Below are 15,263 nucleotides of genomic sequence, written 5' to 3' on the forward strand. Positions count from 1 at the left end.
TAGCCCCTGCGACGGGGCTGTAAAACCTGCGCCCCAGATAGGGGTCCAGAAACACCGAATGCACAGCAAGGAGCATCTCATGAACCAGACCTTTTCCAAGGCCCCCCGCGCCGCCGCCCTTGCGCTGAGCGCCGCCGTCGCCGCGACCCCGATGCTGGCGCTTGCGCCCACAGCCGCGCTGGCCGTCCCGGCTGGCGGCTATGCCGACTTGGTCGAGGCCGTCTCTCCCGCCGTGGTCTTCATTGAAGTGACCGCGAAACAGCAAAGCGCACAGATCCAGCAGCAACTGCCCCCCGGCATGCCCGAAGAACTGCGCCGCCGGTTTGAACATATGCTGCCCGACCAACCCGGCGCCGAGGCGACCCCGCGCCAAGGTCTGGGGTCCGGTTTCATCATCTCCGAAGATGGCCAGATCGTGACAAACCACCACGTCGTCGCAGGCGCGGAGACGGTAACCGTGAAGCTCGCCGATGGCCGCAGCTTTGACGCCGAGGTCGTGGGCAGCGACGCGATGACCGACATCGCGCTGCTAAAGGTCGCCGCGGATGTGGACCTGCCCAAAGTGGATTTCGGCACCTCCAAGACCCTGCGCGTCGGCGATGAAGTCGTGGCCGTGGGCAACCCCTTTGGTCTTGGCGGCACCGTGACTTCGGGCATCATTTCGGCCCTGTCGCGTGACATTCAGGCCGGGCCGTTCGATGATTTCATCCAGACCGACGCGGCGATCAACCGCGGCAACTCCGGCGGGCCGCTGTTTAACAACGATGGCGAAGTTGTGGGTGTGAACACCGCGATCCTGTCGCCGGGTGGCGGCTCTGTCGGGATCGGTTTCTCGGTGCCTTCTGACCTCGTGCAGACCATCGTCGCCGATCTTGCCGATGACGGCTTGGTCGAGCGTGGCTGGCTGGGTGTGCAAATCCGGCAGATGACCCCCGAGGTCGCCAATGTGCTTGGCTATGACGAGCCGCGCGGCGCGGTGATCGAAGCGGTTTCCGAGGACAGCCCCGCCGCCAAAGCGGGCCTTAAGAAGGGTGATATCATCCTGTCCTTTGGCGACACAGAGGTGGACGATCTGCGCGACCTGACCCGCGCGGTGGCAACCACCACGCCTGAGACGGCGGCAGAGGTCGTCGTTCTGCGCAAAGGATCTGAGCAGACCCTCGACGTGACCGTGGGCACGCTGGAACCCAAGCCGGCGTGATCCATGCCTTCCCGGCGCCCCTCATGCCGCCGGGAATCCCCAGCCCTTAACCCTCGCCGGGGCTGGGCAGCCTGCCCCGGTGGTCCTGCACTGCCGGGGCTTTTTACGCGCGCTCGCTGTCTTCGGCTGAGGCGGGCGGCGCATTGTGAATATGAAAGCGCACCAGTTCCGCGACCGAATTCGCCTCAAGCTTGCGCATCACTCGCGCGCGGTGAACCTCAACCGTTTTGATGGAGATATCCATCTCACTGCCGATCTCACGGTTCGAGAGCCCCGCCACCACCCGTTCAAAAACCCGATGCTCTTGCGGGGTGAGCCGGGCCAGCAGCTGCGCATTCTCTACCTCGGCCTCTTCGCCCTTGCGCCGCGCGGCATCGGCCTGAAGGGCGGTGTTGATGAGGTCGAGCATGTTCTGGTTGTTGAAGGGTTTTTCGATGAAATCCACCGCGCCTGCCTTCATCGCCGTCACGGCGGTAGAGACATCGCCGAAGGCCGTCATCAAGATCAGCGGCACTTTGATCCCCCGCGCATTCAGCGCCTTTTGCAGTTCCAGCCCGCTCATCCCCGGCATCCGCACATCGCTGACGAGGCAGCAGTTGCCACTGTCCTCATAGCTGTCGAGGAACGCGGCCGCCGATGCAAATGGAATCGCGCGCAGCCCGACAGACCCCAGCAACCACACCAGAGACTCCCGCACCGCGGCGTCATCATCAACGACGTAAACGATCCCGTTTTCTGACATTTTACTTTTGCACCTCCAGCGGCAGACGCACGCTCAGGCAGGCCCCCTCTGCATCGGATTTCGTCACGGCGATTGTCCCGCCATGCGACAGAACGATCGTTTCGCAAATCGCCAGCCCCACGCCAAGCCCCTTGTCCTTGGTCGAGCGGAAGGCGCTGAAGGCCGTCTGCGCAGGCATGTCCGGGGCAAATCCGCGGCCCGCATCGGCCACGTCGATCACGATCTCCTCCGCCTCGCACCGCGCAGAAACCGAAACTTCGGCATCAGGGCGACCCGCTTCCCGGCAGGCATCAATGCCGTTCTTGATCAGGTTGATCAAAAGCTGCTCAATCTCGATCCGGGCGCAGGTCAACTCGACCTCCCCACATTGATCGTCGATCTCCACGGCAACGCCGGTGGCCGAGCTTTCCGGCTGGATCAACAGTTGCACCGAGCGCAGAATATCTTCGAAGCGCACCGCATGGCGGTCGGCATCGTCACTGTGCAGATAGTTCGACATGGACCGCAGGATGGCGCTGGCCCGTTCCGATTGGCTTTGCATATTATTAAGCACGGCGATCATGTCCTCTCTCTCAAGCTGGTCGTTCTTGGCCCGCAACACACAGCCTGCGGCAAAATTGTGAATAGCCGCTAAAGGCTGGTTCAATTCATGGGCGATGGCAGCGGTCATCTGGCCCAATGTCTCGCGCCGGTTGAGCAGTTGCAGCGCCGTTTCATGGCGGTGCAATCGCTCTTCGCGCTCGACCTTTTCGGTGATGTCGGATGCGATGGTCAAAAGCCCGCCTGCGGCCACGGGGTAATCAGTCACCTCCAACCAGCGCCCCTTGGAAGACCGCGCGCGAAAGAACTTGGCCGGGGTGTTGCGCCGATCGCGCCGCTGCTCGCTCCAGCGGACCTTGCCTTCGGCGGTCGTGGCCAGTGTGCCAGTTCGCGTGAAATGCGCGAGCAACTCGTCAAAGTGCTTTCCGATGATGTCGCCGTCCATCCCGGCGTAGGTCGCGCGGTATTCCTCGTTGCAATAGACCAAGCGGTCGTTGCTGTCGAAAAGCGCCACCATGGTCGAGATGGTCTCAAAAGCCAGTGCCAGCGCCTCCAGCGCGCTTTTGCGTTCGGTCTCGGCCATGGCGATTTCGGTCATGTCGAAACAGGTGCCGCGATAGCCCGCCAGTTGGGCGTGGCTGTCAAAAAAGGGTTTGCCCGACATGTCGATTTGCCGCGCCCGCCCATCCCCGAGGGGCAGAACCAACCGCAAGTCCCGGAACGGTGCCCGGGCGGCCAACCTTTGCTGAAGCTGGTCGAAATCGCCTTGGTCTCGCGCCAGATCGGCCTCGGCGAGGGTCTTGCCCAAAGCGAAAATCGGGGTTTCCGCATCGGTTTGACGGCCCCCTCCGGACAGGAAGGTGAACCGCCCATCAGCGTCCATCTCCCAGACCCAATCGGTCGCGCTTTCGGTGAAATCGCGAAAGCGGGTTTCGCTTTCCACCAGATCGGTGAGAACGTTTTGCTGATCCGTGACATCTTGGATCGCGGCCAAAAGATGCACCTGACGCCCCCGTTTCAAGCGGCGAATGCAGGTGCGCGCTTCGATCTGGCGACCGTTGGCGGCCAGAAACTTTACATTCTCGACCACGTCGCGGGGGCGGCTGCCAGCCATATGCAGGTTGCTGCGGATCGTGGCGCGGCTGCGCGGCTCGACAAAGCTTTGGCCCTGCTGCCACATCTCGCGCAGGCTCTGCGCATCGCGGCCCAAAAGCGCCTCCACCTCGGGAGAGACATCAACCAGCGCGCCCTCTTGATCCCATTCCAGATAGCCCACTCCCGCCACCTCAGCCGCGAGCGCGTGTTTCGCCGCGCTGACCTCTGCGTCATGCACCGCGTCCTGCGAGGCGGAACGGTCCATTATCATCACCAGCACCCCCACCACCTGCCCCCGGTCGGACAGGGGCTGATAGATCGCCGCCCCTTGGGAGCGGGCCAGCACCGGGCGCGAGAAATCAAAACGCCATGTGACCTGCCGCCCGGCCAGCGCCTTTTCGAGGTTGTCCGACACCTCCTCCAGCAGGTCCGGCGGAATAATCTGCGACAGGTGTTTGCCCACGATCTCCTCGGCGGATTTTCCAAAGGAGGCGCTATAGGCATCATTGACGAAGGCATAGGTCATATCCGGTGTCAGAAAGGCCGCCTGCACCGGCACATCGTTCAGTAAATCGGGCAGTTTCCTGCGGGTCTCATCGGAATTTGCGCTGCCCTGAAGCTTGCGTCGGTTGCGCATCACGCGCCAAACCTGCGCCACCAGAACGGCAAACGAGGCGACCGCAAAGACCAGTTCGACCGGGTCGCTATAGGCCCCGCCGCGCGGCGCAGACGCCAGCACCACGGCGATGTACAGCGACAAAACCGCGATCGCGCCAGCCACGCCAAACCGGTTGACCGCATCGCCAACCTGCTTTGCGATCATCACGCCGGACAAGACGATTCCGCACAGCGCAATCAATGTGAACGCCGCGACCAAACTCATGCGCACCTCTACTTTCCGTTGAAACCTCGGCTTTTTCCGCCGCTCTGTCTATTGGGGGAAACCCTGACAGGCGGTCATTAACCATGTCTTCGGATGCATATACGATTGACTGAAATGGTAACGTGAAAATATCTGCCGCAATTTCAGCACCTTGTTCGCCCCTGTAGGGGATAACCCTGATTTGGCTGGGGCTTTGCCCAATTGGCGTCGAAATTTGCCTTCGGTACTCTAGGCCCCACCACGGGATTGGCCGTGAGATTTAAGCTCAATATTCGGATTAGCCAGTGACAGATAGTGAAACCCCAGACTCGCCCCCCTCTGAGGGAACAACGAAACAGAGCAAGGCGCCAACCAAAGCCGATCTGATGGAGATCCGCAGTCTCTATGCTCAGGCCGATGCCATGGCCGAGGCTGCCGAGAAAACCCAAGAACCCGACGATGAGGATCAGTCCCACGCGGCGGCCCCACCCCCGACGCAGTCAAAACAGGCCGACCGGCAGAGTGATGCGGGCTGAGCGCCGCGCGTCACTTTGAGCTGTTGGACACCACATGATCGCTGTCGATGCCGCCCAGCGAATGAAACAGGCCAGAGGTATTGCTGACTCCGAATTTCTTGAGCAGTTTCGCGCGGTACACCTCAACCGTCCGGTGCGAAATATCGAGGTTGAGCGCAATCTGCTTGCTGGTCAGCCCCTCCGCCAGATGGCTCAGGATCTCGCGCTCGCGCCGGGTAAGCGGCAGGTAGGGCCGCTCGGCGGAGAGATCGGCAAAGCTCCAGACCGCGCGGTCGAGCGGGCGTTCGGGCGTGAAGGAATGGCCCCGCACACGGCACCAGAATAGGCTGCCATCGCGCCGCGCCATGATGCGTTCGTCCCAATAGGTATTGGTCTTGCGCAACTGGTCCACGCCCCGGTCGCGGATGTTTACGAACTCTTCATCCGAGGGGTAAAGTATGGCGAAAAGCTGGTCGCGCAGGTCGGCGCGCGCATAGCCGAACATTGCCGCAAAGGCGTTGTTGCAATCGCGGATGCAGCGGTTCTCGGTCACCACCAGCCCGATGGGCGCATGCACAAAGGCAAGCTCTGCAAAGCGCCCCGTCTCGAAGCAATCATCGGTACGTATTTCCACCATCTTGCTCCGTTTATTTCTTTTTCGGATGCTGAAAACTTAAGCTAGTCGACGGGGGGAGACGGCGCAACATGGCGCTGGCCCGTTTAGGGAGGATACCATGAAGACACACAGATGGATCGCCGCCGTTCCATGACCACGCTGGCCCCGGTCGCACAGGTGCGGAGGCCGCCGCTGTCGCAATTCACCGACGGCGCGGATGGCAGCACCAACCGCGCGCTGAACCTGATACAGAAAGGCGCGCGCGGATGACCTCCCCCCGTTTCCATTTCATACCCGTCATGGGCCATGAAATCCATGTCACCGAATGGGGCGATCCCAAGAACCCTGCCTTGATGATGCTGCACGGTCTCGCCCGCACCGGGCGCGACTTTGACGAGGTGGCCGCGACCTTGTCGCAAAATTTCCACGTGCTCTGCCCCGATATGATCGGACGTGGCCGGTCAAGCTGGGCGGCCAGCCCTGAGGCGGAGTATTCGGTCGAACATTATGCGCGCATCGCGACAGGGGTGTTGGATCACTTCCAGATTGACCGCGCCGGGTGGTTTGGCACTTCTTTGGGCGGCATGATCGGGATGCACATAGCCTCGGGCCCCGAGACCGCGCGGGTCAGCGCCTTGGTGGTGAACGACATCAGCCCCGAACTGCCCGCGACGGCGGTGAACCGGATCCTCTCCTATGTGGGCAGCCTGCCAGACTTTGGCAGCTTTGCCGAAGGTGAAGCGTGGCTGCGCCAGACCTATGCCCCCTTCGGCCCGGCGGCCGATGCCTATTGGCAGCGCATGGCGCGGTCTTCGCTGCGCCGCCGAGGGGATGGGCGGCTGACCCTGCATTATGACCCGCGCATCACCGTGCAGTTCACCGCCTCGGTGCATGAGCTTTCCAATTGGGACCGTTGGGACCGGACCACCACGCCCACGCATCTTTTGCGCGGCGCCCGGTCGGACCTGTTGCTGCCCGAGGCGGCAGAGCGCATGACCCAAAGCGGCCCGCGGCCCGGGATGAGCGAATTCCCCGACTGCGGCCACGCACCCAATATGTCCAACCCTCAGGATATCGCCCTTTTGCACCGCGTTTTGGTTGAATTGCTGGGTCAATCGCCCCAAGGATAAAGGGCGTCACTTGCAAATTTGACGCTGTTGCCCAGCATTTGTCTGCATCCGGGTATTTTCCTTGCGTCAACAAAGCCCCCTGCAGTCTAATACCCCAAGGGCGTATTCGGCACTAAGAAGGCCGGAGCGCGGAGGACAGAGACCGATTTGGGCAAAGCCGGCATGGAAAAAATGAGAAATGCGCTGTCTCAGCGTGCGAAACGGATTATCGTTCTGGTCGTGTTGTGCGGCGTTGTTCTGGGCTTTGGCCACCGGATCGAGACCCTGTCTTATCAGACCTACATGCAGAATCTGGAGCTTGATACCACCTTAGAGCTGATCGAAGTCCGCGAACAAATCCGCGCGGATATCTTTGACCAGATCCTGAAGCTGCGTGAGTTGGCCACGGTCATCAGTGAGAACCCCACGATCACCCAGTCCGAATTCAGCGCCCGCGCGGCCGAGTTCATGGCCGAGAACCCGGATGTGATTAACCTCGCCGTGGCCCCCGACCTCGTCGTGACAATCGTCCACCCCTATGAGGCCAATCGCGGCGTGCTGGGGCTGGACTACCGCCAAAACGCGGCGCAACTGCCCAAGGTCGAAGAGGCCCTGCGAACCGGTGAAGGGTTGGTGACCGGCCCGGTTGATCTGGTGCAAGGCGGGCGCGGGCTGATCCTGCGGCATCCGATCTTTGATTCAACCAGCACCGCCGCCGCCCCGAACGAACCTTGGGGCATCCTCTCCATGGTTGTGGATTACGACGCGCTCGTCACGCAGCTGCGGATCCCCGAACTGGCCGAGAAATACGATCTGGCCATCCGCGAGCTGACCCCCGAGGGAGAGATTGAACAGACGATCATCGGCGACCCCGAGTTGACTTTGATCGACCCCATCGAGCTCGATTTCAACTTTGCTTTCGGCGCTTGGCAATTGGCCGCAACCGTCAAAGGCGGCTGGCCAGAGCATCGTCCCGACTTCTGGCTGAACTGGATTTTGCGTCTGCAAGGCGCCCTAGGGGTCACCATTTTTGCTTGGTATATCATCGGCTTGGCCGAAAACCGCAAACTTGCCGAAGAACGGCTGCGCACGGGCGTCGAGGCTTTGGACCATGGTTTTGTCATGTATGACGCCAAGGGCATCTTGGTGCTTTGCAACGAAAAATACCGCGAAATCCACGACTATAGCGAGGTGGTAAAGCCCGGATCATCCTATGAGAAGATTGTCCGTGACAGCATCCGCCGTGGGATCGTGCCCGATGCCGTCGGCAAGGAAGAAGAGTGGATTCGCGTATGGTTGGAAAAACGTGAGAACGGCGCTTTTGAAACCGAACAGCGCATGCCCGATGGCCGCATCATCCGCACCTCGGACCGGCGGATGGAGGACGGCAGCGTTGTGGGTTTGCGCATTGACGTGACCGATCTGAAAAAGGCGCTGCTGACCGCCGAAGACGCGAACAAGGCCAAGACCGATTTCATGGGCGTGCTGAGCCATGAGTTGCGCACGCCGCTGACGGTCATCTTGGGCCATGTCCGCCTTGCGCGGCATTTCGACCGCACCCCGGCAGCGCGCGACCTTTGCACCGCTATCGAGGCGGACCCCAAGACCCGTGAAACGCTGGCGCCCAAACTGTCCGCCACGATGGGCAAACTGGGCGATATCATGCAAACGGTGGAGCGTTCGGGCAATCACCTGCTGACCCTGATCAACGAGGTGCTCGACTTTGCCAAGATCGACGCAGGCAGCCTTTCGATCGCGATGGAACCAGTGCAGATCGACGATATCGTCACCCCAACCGCCGATCAGCTACGCCCGATGATCGAAGACAAGGGGCTGGAGCTAAACGTGAAATCGGCAACCGGCGTGATGCTGGCGGATGGCAAACGCATCCAGCAGGTGTTGATCAACCTGCTAAGCAACGCGACAAAATTCTCGGACCAAGGCACCATTTCGCTGACCTGCCGCATCCGCGGGGAAGTGGTTGAATTCCGCGTGACGGATTCGGGCATCGGCATCCCGGAAAACGAGTTGGAGCGCGTCTTCGAGCCCTTCCATCAGGTCGATTCCACCGCCACCCGCCGCTTTGGCGGCACCGGGCTGGGCCTAGCGATTTCACGCGATATCGCCACGGCCCATGGCGGCAGCCTTGTCGCTACCAGCATCATGGGCAAGGGCAGCAGCTTTTTGCTGACCCTGCCCCTGCGCCCCGCCATCGCTGTCGCCGCCGCCGAAGCGCGCGAGGCCGAGGTCGCCTAGACACCCGATCCTGTCACGCGCCAGTGCCCTCGCCGGTGGCACCCGTGGCGGCTGGCCGCTTCAGCGCGAGGGCAGCCGCTCCACCACCTGCTCTTGCTCGCCCAACCCTTGGACGCTCAACCGAACCCGGTCGCCGGGGCTAAGGTAGCGTGGCGGTTTGAACCCCATGCCCACGCCCGGTGGGGTGCCCGTGCAGATCAGATCGCCGGGCTCTAGCTGGATGAATTCGGACATGTAGGAAACGATCGTCGCCACATCAAAAACCATCTTCTCGGTCGTGCCGTTTTGCAGCCGTTCGCCATTGATCTCGGCCCAGAGCGACAGTTTGCCGGGATCGCCCACCTCATCGCCCGTCACCAAAACCGGCCCCGTGGGGCAAAAGTTGGGAAAGCTCTTGCCCTTGACCCACTGACCGCCCCGTTCGGCCTGCCAAGCGCGTTCCGACACGTCATTGACGACGCAATAGCCCAGCACATGGTCCAGCGCTTGATCACGGCTGACGTTCAACGCGGTATGGCCGATCACCACGCCCAACTCGACCTCCCAGTCGAGCTTGCTCATCTCTTTGGAGTAAAGGAGCGGATCATTCGGCCCGCAATAGGTGCGGCTGGCCTTGGTGAACAGGATCGGCTCGGTCGGCACGTCCATGCCCGATTCCGCCGCATGGTCGGAATAGTTCAACCCCACGCCCCAGATGTTGCGCGGCTGGCTGACCGGTGCAGCGATACGCTGGCCTTGGGTCTCGACCAGCGGCAGACTTTCCAGATCGACGCCATCCAACATCTTGCGCAATGTCGGAATGGTTTCGGGCGTGAAGTCTGGCACAAGGCTGCTGACATCCCGCGCCTGCCCTGCAGCATCCAGCACCACCGGCGTTTTTGCCCCGTCACGCGCCCCGTATCGCATCAATCGCATGGTCAACTCTCCCCTTTGGCGACCCTCGTTGGCGGTACCATAGCCATAGAAACGGCGATGACCACCGCTTTGCAAAGGTCACCGGTTTCTGCCCTCCTGAGGCAGGACTTGCCGCGCTTAGCCGCCCTCTCCCGTCCGATAATCCACAATTATCTGCATTACCGGGGTGAAAAGCCCCATTCTTGCCCCAATTCACCCGCTGCGGCATTGGCAGCAGAGCGTAAGGGGGATACCTTGGGTCAAACATCTGCCTTCTCGCCAAGTCAGGTGCAAAGACCACGACAGAGGCAATAATGAACGACTTTTACAACGCTTTGGCGGATTTCGATGATCCGCTGCGGCAACTCTATATGCTTGCTGTCGAGCCTGATCTTTCCGTCGAAGACAAGATCGCCAAACTCTTGCAACTGGGCACAGAGGCGCTTGGTCTTGAACTCGGCATCGTCTCTCGCGTGGATCATCCGGTTTACGAATGTGTCTATGTCCACGGCCCTGACTGGGCGCCTGCCCCCGGCAGCACCTTTGACATCAATGGCACCTATTGCCTGTACACGCTTGCCAATGCCGATGTGACCTCTTTCCACCACGCCGGTCAGCAAGAGGTTTCGACCCATCCGTGTTATGAGAATTTCGGTCTGGAAAGCTATATCGGGGCCCCGCTGGAAACCGGGGACACGCTGTTTGGGACGTTGAACTTTTCCGGCACCGCCCCGCGCCCGGCCCCGTTTAGCAAGGCGCAGACCCAATTCGTCCACTTCCTCGCCCGGTGGCTGAGCAGCGAGCTGTCCCTGCAATCCGAACGCCGCGCACTGCGCGAACAGCGCGGGCTGCTCAAGGCAATGGTGGATGCCGTGCCCGAGGCCATCATCATGGCCGACCCCAACCGCCGTGTGGCGCTGGTGAACCCGGCGGTCGAAACCCTCTTCGGCTATGCCCCCGACGCGCTTTTGGGGCGGCAGACGGCCGTTCTCTACGAGACCCTCGGCAGCTATGAGCGCATAGGCGAAGAGCTGTCAAATGCCAGCACGGCCAGCACGCAGGGCGCGTTTTCCGTTGCCTGCCGTCGCGCCGATGGCTCGACCTTCGAAGGCCAAGTCGCCACCGCCAAGGTCGAGACTGATCGCGGCGAGCATCTGGGCTATCTGGGCGTGGTGCGCGATGTCAGCGAACAGCGCGAATTTGAGCGCGCCAAGGACCAGCTTATCGCCACGGTCAGCCACGAGATGAAGACACCGCTGACCGCGCTTACCGGGGCCCTGCGCTTGCTTGAGGTCAGCCCCGGCGACCTGCCGCCGCAAAAGCGCAAGCTGCTGGAACTTGCGCTGCGCAACGCGCGGGCAATCGATCAGATGGTGGGGGATATTCTGGATGTAGAGACCCTGCGCAGACCGGATCAATCGGGCTTTTCAGAGCGCCCCTTGGCGCCATTGTTGGCCCAAGCCTCAGAGACCTTGGTCGCCTACGCCAAAGAGCGCGGTGTCGGTTTGGAAATGACCCCGTCCGAGGCCCCCGCCCCGCTTTTGCGGCTGCACGAGGGGCGGCTCATGCGGCTGTTGTCAAACCTGTTGTCCAACGCGATCAAAGCCTCTGACGAAGGGGGCACGGTCCAGCTTGGCCTGTCGGAGGATGGCACCGGGTTTTGGGTCAAGGACCACGGCAGCGGCTTGCCGTTGGAGCTGCAACCGGTCCTGTTCGACCGGTTTTCCCGCGGGTCCAGCTACCGCGTCGAAGAAGGGCATGGGCTGGGCATGAGCATCGTCAAAGCCATCGTGGATCAGCACCTCGGCGAAATCCGTTTTGAAACAGCCGAGGGTGAGGGCACGACCTTTTTCGTGGATTTCCCCACTCTCAAAGGGCGGCCCGATGCGGTGGCCGCCTCCTGACGGCACATCGTAGGATCCCCAAACGCTAGACCAAGAGAGCCCGGAGCGCGTACCCCGTGCGGTCGGTCCCCGCGAGGGTCTGACCACCGCCGCCAGTTGCGCCACCACATCGGCAGCCTCGATATGATCGGGCAAATCCATCATAAGACCGCCCCGCGCTGGTCCGGATCGGTCGGGCTGGCAAGGCCAGCGCCACGCCCTCATCCCAATGGGCGATGATATTTTCCGCCTCTACCCAATGACCGGATCGGCACAGTGTTAAACGTGAAACCAAAAGGTTTCGACAGACCGCTGAGCAGAAAGTGCAACGAGGGAAGGCCGTCTTCGGTGTGGGGTTGGCGAAATCCGTTGACCGAAGATGGCCCTCACCCGCGCGGTCGAGAAATCCGAGCGCACATTGGACGCGGGGGAGAGCGAAAGCACTATGTTTTGGCAAGGGAGGACAGCTTCCTACGCCTTAAGGCCCGCGCGCCGGGCTAACCTGCCTCGCGTTTTGCCACCGTGCAAAGCCAATCGCGCACGATGATCGCAGCGCTTGAGACCCCTTGGCGCGGAGAAAGCAGATAGAAATCCTGCCCGACCTCCATCACATGAGGCACCGGGCAAACCAACCGCCCCGCTTCAAGATCGCGCTGGACCAAAAAGCGGCTCGCCAGCGCCACCCCCTGCCCGGCGAGAGCGGCATCCAGACTGAGAGTTGTTTGGTTAAACCGCAGCCGCCGCGCTGGTTTTACGGCGCTATCAAACGCCTCTTGCGCAAAACGCGGCCAAAGATCATGCGTGTCGTGGAGCAGGGTCAGTCGCGCCAGACCTACCGCATCCAGTGGCGTGCCCTCAGCCGTCAAACTGGGCGAACAAACCGCCACAACCTCCTGCGCGAACAACAGATCAGCCCGCAGACTGGCACCGAAAGGCGGACGCGCCTGACGCACGGCAAGGTCGATCCCATCCGCATGAAAGCTCGCCACCCGCTCCGTCGCCGTGATGCGCAGGTCGATGCCGGGATGGGCTTCGGTGAAGTCTGACAAGCGGGGGATCAGCCATTTCGACGCAAAAGTCGGTGTCACGCTGACCGTCACCCGCGCGGGCGCGCTGCGCAGGGCATCCGTCGCCTCGCTCAACTGCTCAAAAGCCCGCGATACAGAGGCATGATAGGCCCGCCCTTCGTCGGTAAAGGCAAGGCCGCGCGGTTCGCGTAGAAACAGGCGCAGCCCCAGATGATCCTCAAGCCCGCGCACCTGCTGGGCGACCGCACCTTGGGTGACGCCCAATTCATCCGCAGCGGCGCGGAAGTTCATATGACGCCCCGCCGCGGCAAAGGCGCGAAGGCCGTTCAGGGGCGGCAGTGGAAAGTCTGTGGGCACGATAGAATTCCTACAGTCATACGACAATGCATCTGGCTGGCCAGCACGGCCTACCATGCCTAATTGAAAGACCATAACACCGCAGCGCAATCGCTGCACAGCATAAGGAGTATATCCGATGACAACAGAAAAAGTAGCCCTGATCACCGCAGGCGGCAGCGGCATGGGCGCGGGGGCGGCCCGCAAACTGGCCGCTGATGGCTTTAAGGTCGGCGTGCTCTCCTCTTCCGGCAAGGGAGAGGCGCTTGGCGCCGAATTGGGCGGCTTTGGCATCACCGGTTCGAACCAATCGCAAGAGGCGCTGGCCCAGTTGGTGGATGGCGCGATGGACCGCTGGGGCCGCGTCGATGTGCTGGTGAACTCCGCCGGACACGGGCCGAAAGGCGACATCCTAGAGATGACCGACGAAGACTGGCACGGCGGGCTGGATGTCTATCTGATGAACGTGATCCGCCCCACCCGTCTGGTGACACGGATCATGGCGGCGCAGGGCGGCGGCGCGATCATCAATATTTCGACATTTGCCACCTTTGAGCCGGACCCGCTGTTCCCCACCTCAGGCGTCTTCCGGGCCGGGCTCGCGGGTTTCACCAAGCTCTATGCAGATCAATACGCGGGCCAAAACATCCGCATGAACAACGTCCTCCCCGGTTTTATCGACAGCCTGCCCGAGACCGAAGACCGCCGCGCGCGCATCCCCATGGGGCGCTATGGCACCGAGGCTGAAGTCTCTTCGCTGATCGGCTGGCTCGCCTCCGAAGGCGGCGCCTATGTCACCGGGCAGAACTGGCGCATCGACGGCGGGCTGACCCGTGGCGTCTGAGGCGATCGCGCGCGCGGCCCCTGCGCAGCTGGCGTTCTGGGTCAAATGGGTGGCTTCGGTGATCCAGATCCTTGGCTATGCCGCCACCGGCTTTGGCTGGACGCCTTGGAACCTCTACCTCTTTGTGGTGGGAGTTCTGGGCTGGCTGATCGTCGGGGTGCTTTGGAATGATCGGGCGATAACGCTGGTCCATCTTGTTGCCATGGCCGCGATGCTGGCGGGGATGGCGAGCCAGTAGCGGGCCCCTTGTTCTCTGCGGGATGATCCACTCGCCCCGCAGGAACGGCCCCGGCCTAACGGCACATCGCATCCGGTGGCGGGACCGTGGCCCAAACTCTCCCGCCGCCACTTGCCTTGCACAGCGCGAACGCTGCCCCATATTTCCTATCAAAGGGTAACCGCGAGAGACCAAAATGGGCTATGTGAAGACAGCGATGCTGATGGCGGCGATGACCGCGCTTTTCATGGGGGTCGGCTACCTGATCGGCGGATCGGGCGGTGCGCTGATCGCACTTGTGGTGGCAGCGGGGATGAACGCCTTTACGTGGTGGAATTCCGACCGCATGGTGCTCAAGATGCACAACGCGCAGCCGGTTTCCCCCAATGACCGCACCGGGCTTTACGCCCTCACGGCCGAGCTTGCGCGGAACGCGGGCCTGCCCGAACCGAAGGTCTATCTGATCGACACGCCGCAACCCAACGCCTTTGCCACCGGGCGCAACCCGGCCAATGCTGCCGTGGCGGTAACAAAAGGGCTGATGCAAAGCCTCAGCCGCGAGGAACTGGCCGGCGTCATCGCGCATGAACTGGCCCATATCCGCAACCATGATACCGCGATCATGACCGTGACGGCCACCTTCGCGGGTGCGATTTCGATGCTGGCGAACTTCGCCCTGTTCTTTGGCGGCGCGCGTGAACGGATGGGGATGATCGGCACGCTGATGATGATGTTTCTTGCCCCCTTGGCCGCAGCGCTGGTGCAGATGGCGATCAGCCGAACGCGTGAATATGCCGCAGACAAGGCCGGGGCCGAGATCTGCGGCCACCCGCTCTGGCTGGCCTCAGCGCTTGAGAAAATCGCGATGGGCGCCGCGCGGATCGACAATCACGCCGCCGAGCGGAACCCGGCCACGGCGCATATGTTCATCATCAACCCGCTGCACGCGCATAAACATGACAGTCTCTTTGCCACACACCCGGCGACGGAAAACCGCATCGCGGCCCTGCGTGCGATGACGCCCACGGCGGCCCCGGCGCGGACAGAGAGCGCCCGCCCCACCACCAGCAGCCGTATCCCCAAGGCCGGCAGACGTGGTGACGCGGGGCCGTGGCGCTAAGCCGC

The 15,263-nt window shown here is 62.1% G+C and carries 14 protein-coding genes; 9 read left to right on the forward strand and 5 right to left on the reverse strand.

Annotated elements, in window-relative coordinates; translation table 11 throughout:
* The first annotated feature begins 79 nt into the window (after positions 1–79).
* Positions 80–1,201, forward strand: a complete 1,122-nt coding sequence (locus K3758_RS14360; protein ID WP_259946163.1) for a Do family serine endopeptidase — start codon at positions 80–82, stop codon at positions 1,199–1,201.
* A gap of 103 nt (positions 1,202–1,304) precedes the next feature.
* On the opposite strand, the gene K3758_RS14365 is transcribed toward K3758_RS14360, so the two are convergent.
* Together K3758_RS14365 and K3758_RS14370 are read right to left on the reverse strand one after the other, a co-directional pair.
* Entirely contained in the window at positions 1,305–1,943 is a 639-nt protein-coding gene (locus K3758_RS14365; protein ID WP_120351783.1) for a response regulator transcription factor, read from the reverse strand.
* Position 1,944: 1 nt separating this feature from the next.
* The gene (locus K3758_RS14370; RefSeq protein ID WP_259946168.1) at positions 1,945–4,461 is read right to left on the reverse strand and encodes a PAS domain-containing protein; all 2,517 of its coding nucleotides are present in this window, start codon (positions 4,459–4,461) and stop codon (positions 1,945–1,947) included.
* 365 nt (positions 4,462–4,826) lie between these two features.
* Here K3758_RS14370 and K3758_RS14375 point away from each other — a divergent pair, with 365 nt between their 5' ends.
* Positions 4,827–4,976, forward strand: a complete 150-nt coding sequence (locus tag K3758_RS14375) for a hypothetical protein (protein WP_259946170.1) — start codon at positions 4,827–4,829, stop codon at positions 4,974–4,976.
* Positions 4,977–4,986: 10 nt separating this feature from the next.
* On the opposite strand, the gene K3758_RS14380 is transcribed toward K3758_RS14375, so the two are convergent.
* Entirely contained in the window at positions 4,987–5,592 is a 606-nt protein-coding gene (locus tag K3758_RS14380) for a LuxR C-terminal-related transcriptional regulator (protein ID WP_259946172.1), read from the reverse strand.
* 111 nt (positions 5,593–5,703) lie between these two features.
* Between K3758_RS14380 and K3758_RS14385 the strand changes: the two genes are divergently transcribed.
* The 3 genes from K3758_RS14385 to K3758_RS14395 all read left to right on the forward strand — a co-directional run bounded on the left by K3758_RS14385 (position 5,704) and on the right by K3758_RS14395 (position 8,936).
* Positions 5,704–5,841: a hypothetical protein gene (locus K3758_RS14385; RefSeq protein ID WP_259946174.1), complete on the forward strand. Its 138-nt coding sequence runs from the start codon at positions 5,704–5,706 to the stop codon at positions 5,839–5,841.
* Positions 5,838–6,701, forward strand: a complete 864-nt coding sequence (locus tag K3758_RS14390) for an alpha/beta fold hydrolase (RefSeq protein ID WP_259946176.1) — start codon at positions 5,838–5,840, stop codon at positions 6,699–6,701. Before K3758_RS14385 ends, K3758_RS14390 begins: the two co-directional genes overlap by 4 nt.
* Before the next feature lie 162 nt (positions 6,702–6,863).
* Positions 6,864–8,936: an ATP-binding protein gene (locus tag K3758_RS14395; RefSeq protein WP_259946178.1), complete on the forward strand. Its 2,073-nt coding sequence runs from the start codon at positions 6,864–6,866 to the stop codon at positions 8,934–8,936.
* Positions 8,937–8,996: 60 nt separating this feature from the next.
* Here the strand turns inward: K3758_RS14395 and K3758_RS14400 are convergent, their stop codons facing one another.
* Positions 8,997–9,851: a fumarylacetoacetate hydrolase family protein gene (locus K3758_RS14400; RefSeq protein ID WP_259946181.1), complete on the reverse strand. Its 855-nt coding sequence runs from the start codon at positions 9,849–9,851 to the stop codon at positions 8,997–8,999.
* A gap of 293 nt (positions 9,852–10,144) precedes the next feature.
* Between K3758_RS14400 and K3758_RS14405 the strand changes: the two genes are divergently transcribed.
* Positions 10,145–11,734, forward strand: coding sequence for an ATP-binding protein (locus K3758_RS14405; RefSeq protein ID WP_259946183.1), 1,590 nt, complete (start codon positions 10,145–10,147; stop codon positions 11,732–11,734).
* A 476-nt stretch (positions 11,735–12,210) separates the two neighbouring features.
* Here K3758_RS14405 and K3758_RS14410 read toward each other — a convergent pair whose 3' ends face one another.
* The gene (locus K3758_RS14410; protein WP_259946185.1) at positions 12,211–13,098 is read right to left on the reverse strand and encodes a LysR substrate-binding domain-containing protein; all 888 of its coding nucleotides are present in this window, start codon (positions 13,096–13,098) and stop codon (positions 12,211–12,213) included.
* Positions 13,099–13,216: 118 nt separating this feature from the next.
* Between K3758_RS14410 and K3758_RS14415 the strand changes: the two genes are divergently transcribed.
* The 3 genes from K3758_RS14415 (at position 13,217) to htpX (ending at position 15,258) form a co-directional block, all read left to right on the forward strand.
* The gene (locus K3758_RS14415) at positions 13,217–13,921 is read left to right on the forward strand and encodes an SDR family oxidoreductase (RefSeq protein WP_120351790.1); all 705 of its coding nucleotides are present in this window, start codon (positions 13,217–13,219) and stop codon (positions 13,919–13,921) included.
* The gene (locus K3758_RS14420; protein WP_067622820.1) at positions 13,911–14,159 is read left to right on the forward strand and encodes a DUF6552 family protein; all 249 of its coding nucleotides are present in this window, start codon (positions 13,911–13,913) and stop codon (positions 14,157–14,159) included. Before K3758_RS14415 ends, K3758_RS14420 begins: the two co-directional genes overlap by 11 nt.
* Before the next feature lie 175 nt (positions 14,160–14,334).
* Complete coding sequence (htpX, locus tag K3758_RS14425) at positions 14,335–15,258, forward strand: zinc metalloprotease HtpX (RefSeq protein WP_259946189.1); 924 nt, start codon at positions 14,335–14,337, stop codon at positions 15,256–15,258.
* The last annotated feature ends 5 nt before the right edge of the window (positions 15,259–15,263 follow it).

The sequence above is a fragment of the Sulfitobacter sp. W002 genome (assembly GCF_025142135.1).
GTDB classification, from domain to species: Bacteria; Pseudomonadota; Alphaproteobacteria; order Rhodobacterales; family Rhodobacteraceae; genus Sulfitobacter; species Sulfitobacter profundi.

Bases quoted from the DNA above. Each gene is read 5' to 3' on its own strand.
- K3758_RS14360 (WP_259946163.1), top strand. From the start codon at position 80: ATGAACCAGACCTTTTCCAAGGCCCCCCGCGCCGCCGCCCTTGCGCTG.
- K3758_RS14365 (WP_120351783.1), bottom strand. From the start codon at position 1,943: ATGTCAGAAAACGGGATCGTTTACGTCGTTGATGATGACGCCGCGGTG.
- K3758_RS14370 (WP_259946168.1), bottom strand. From the start codon at position 4,461: ATGAGTTTGGTCGCGGCGTTCACATTGATTGCGCTGTGCGGAATCGTC.
- K3758_RS14375 (WP_259946170.1), top strand. From the start codon at position 4,827: ATGGAGATCCGCAGTCTCTATGCTCAGGCCGATGCCATGGCCGAGGCT.
- K3758_RS14380 (WP_259946172.1), bottom strand. From the start codon at position 5,592: ATGGTGGAAATACGTACCGATGATTGCTTCGAGACGGGGCGCTTTGCA.
- K3758_RS14385 (WP_259946174.1), top strand. From the start codon at position 5,704: ATGGATCGCCGCCGTTCCATGACCACGCTGGCCCCGGTCGCACAGGTG.
- K3758_RS14390 (WP_259946176.1), top strand. From the start codon at position 5,838: ATGACCTCCCCCCGTTTCCATTTCATACCCGTCATGGGCCATGAAATC.
- K3758_RS14395 (WP_259946178.1), top strand. From the start codon at position 6,864: ATGGAAAAAATGAGAAATGCGCTGTCTCAGCGTGCGAAACGGATTATC.
- K3758_RS14400 (WP_259946181.1), bottom strand. From the start codon at position 9,851: ATGCGATTGATGCGATACGGGGCGCGTGACGGGGCAAAAACGCCGGTG.
- K3758_RS14405 (WP_259946183.1), top strand. From the start codon at position 10,145: ATGAACGACTTTTACAACGCTTTGGCGGATTTCGATGATCCGCTGCGG.
- K3758_RS14415 (WP_120351790.1), top strand. From the start codon at position 13,217: ATGACAACAGAAAAAGTAGCCCTGATCACCGCAGGCGGCAGCGGCATG.
- htpX (WP_259946189.1), top strand. From the start codon at position 14,335: ATGGGCTATGTGAAGACAGCGATGCTGATGGCGGCGATGACCGCGCTT.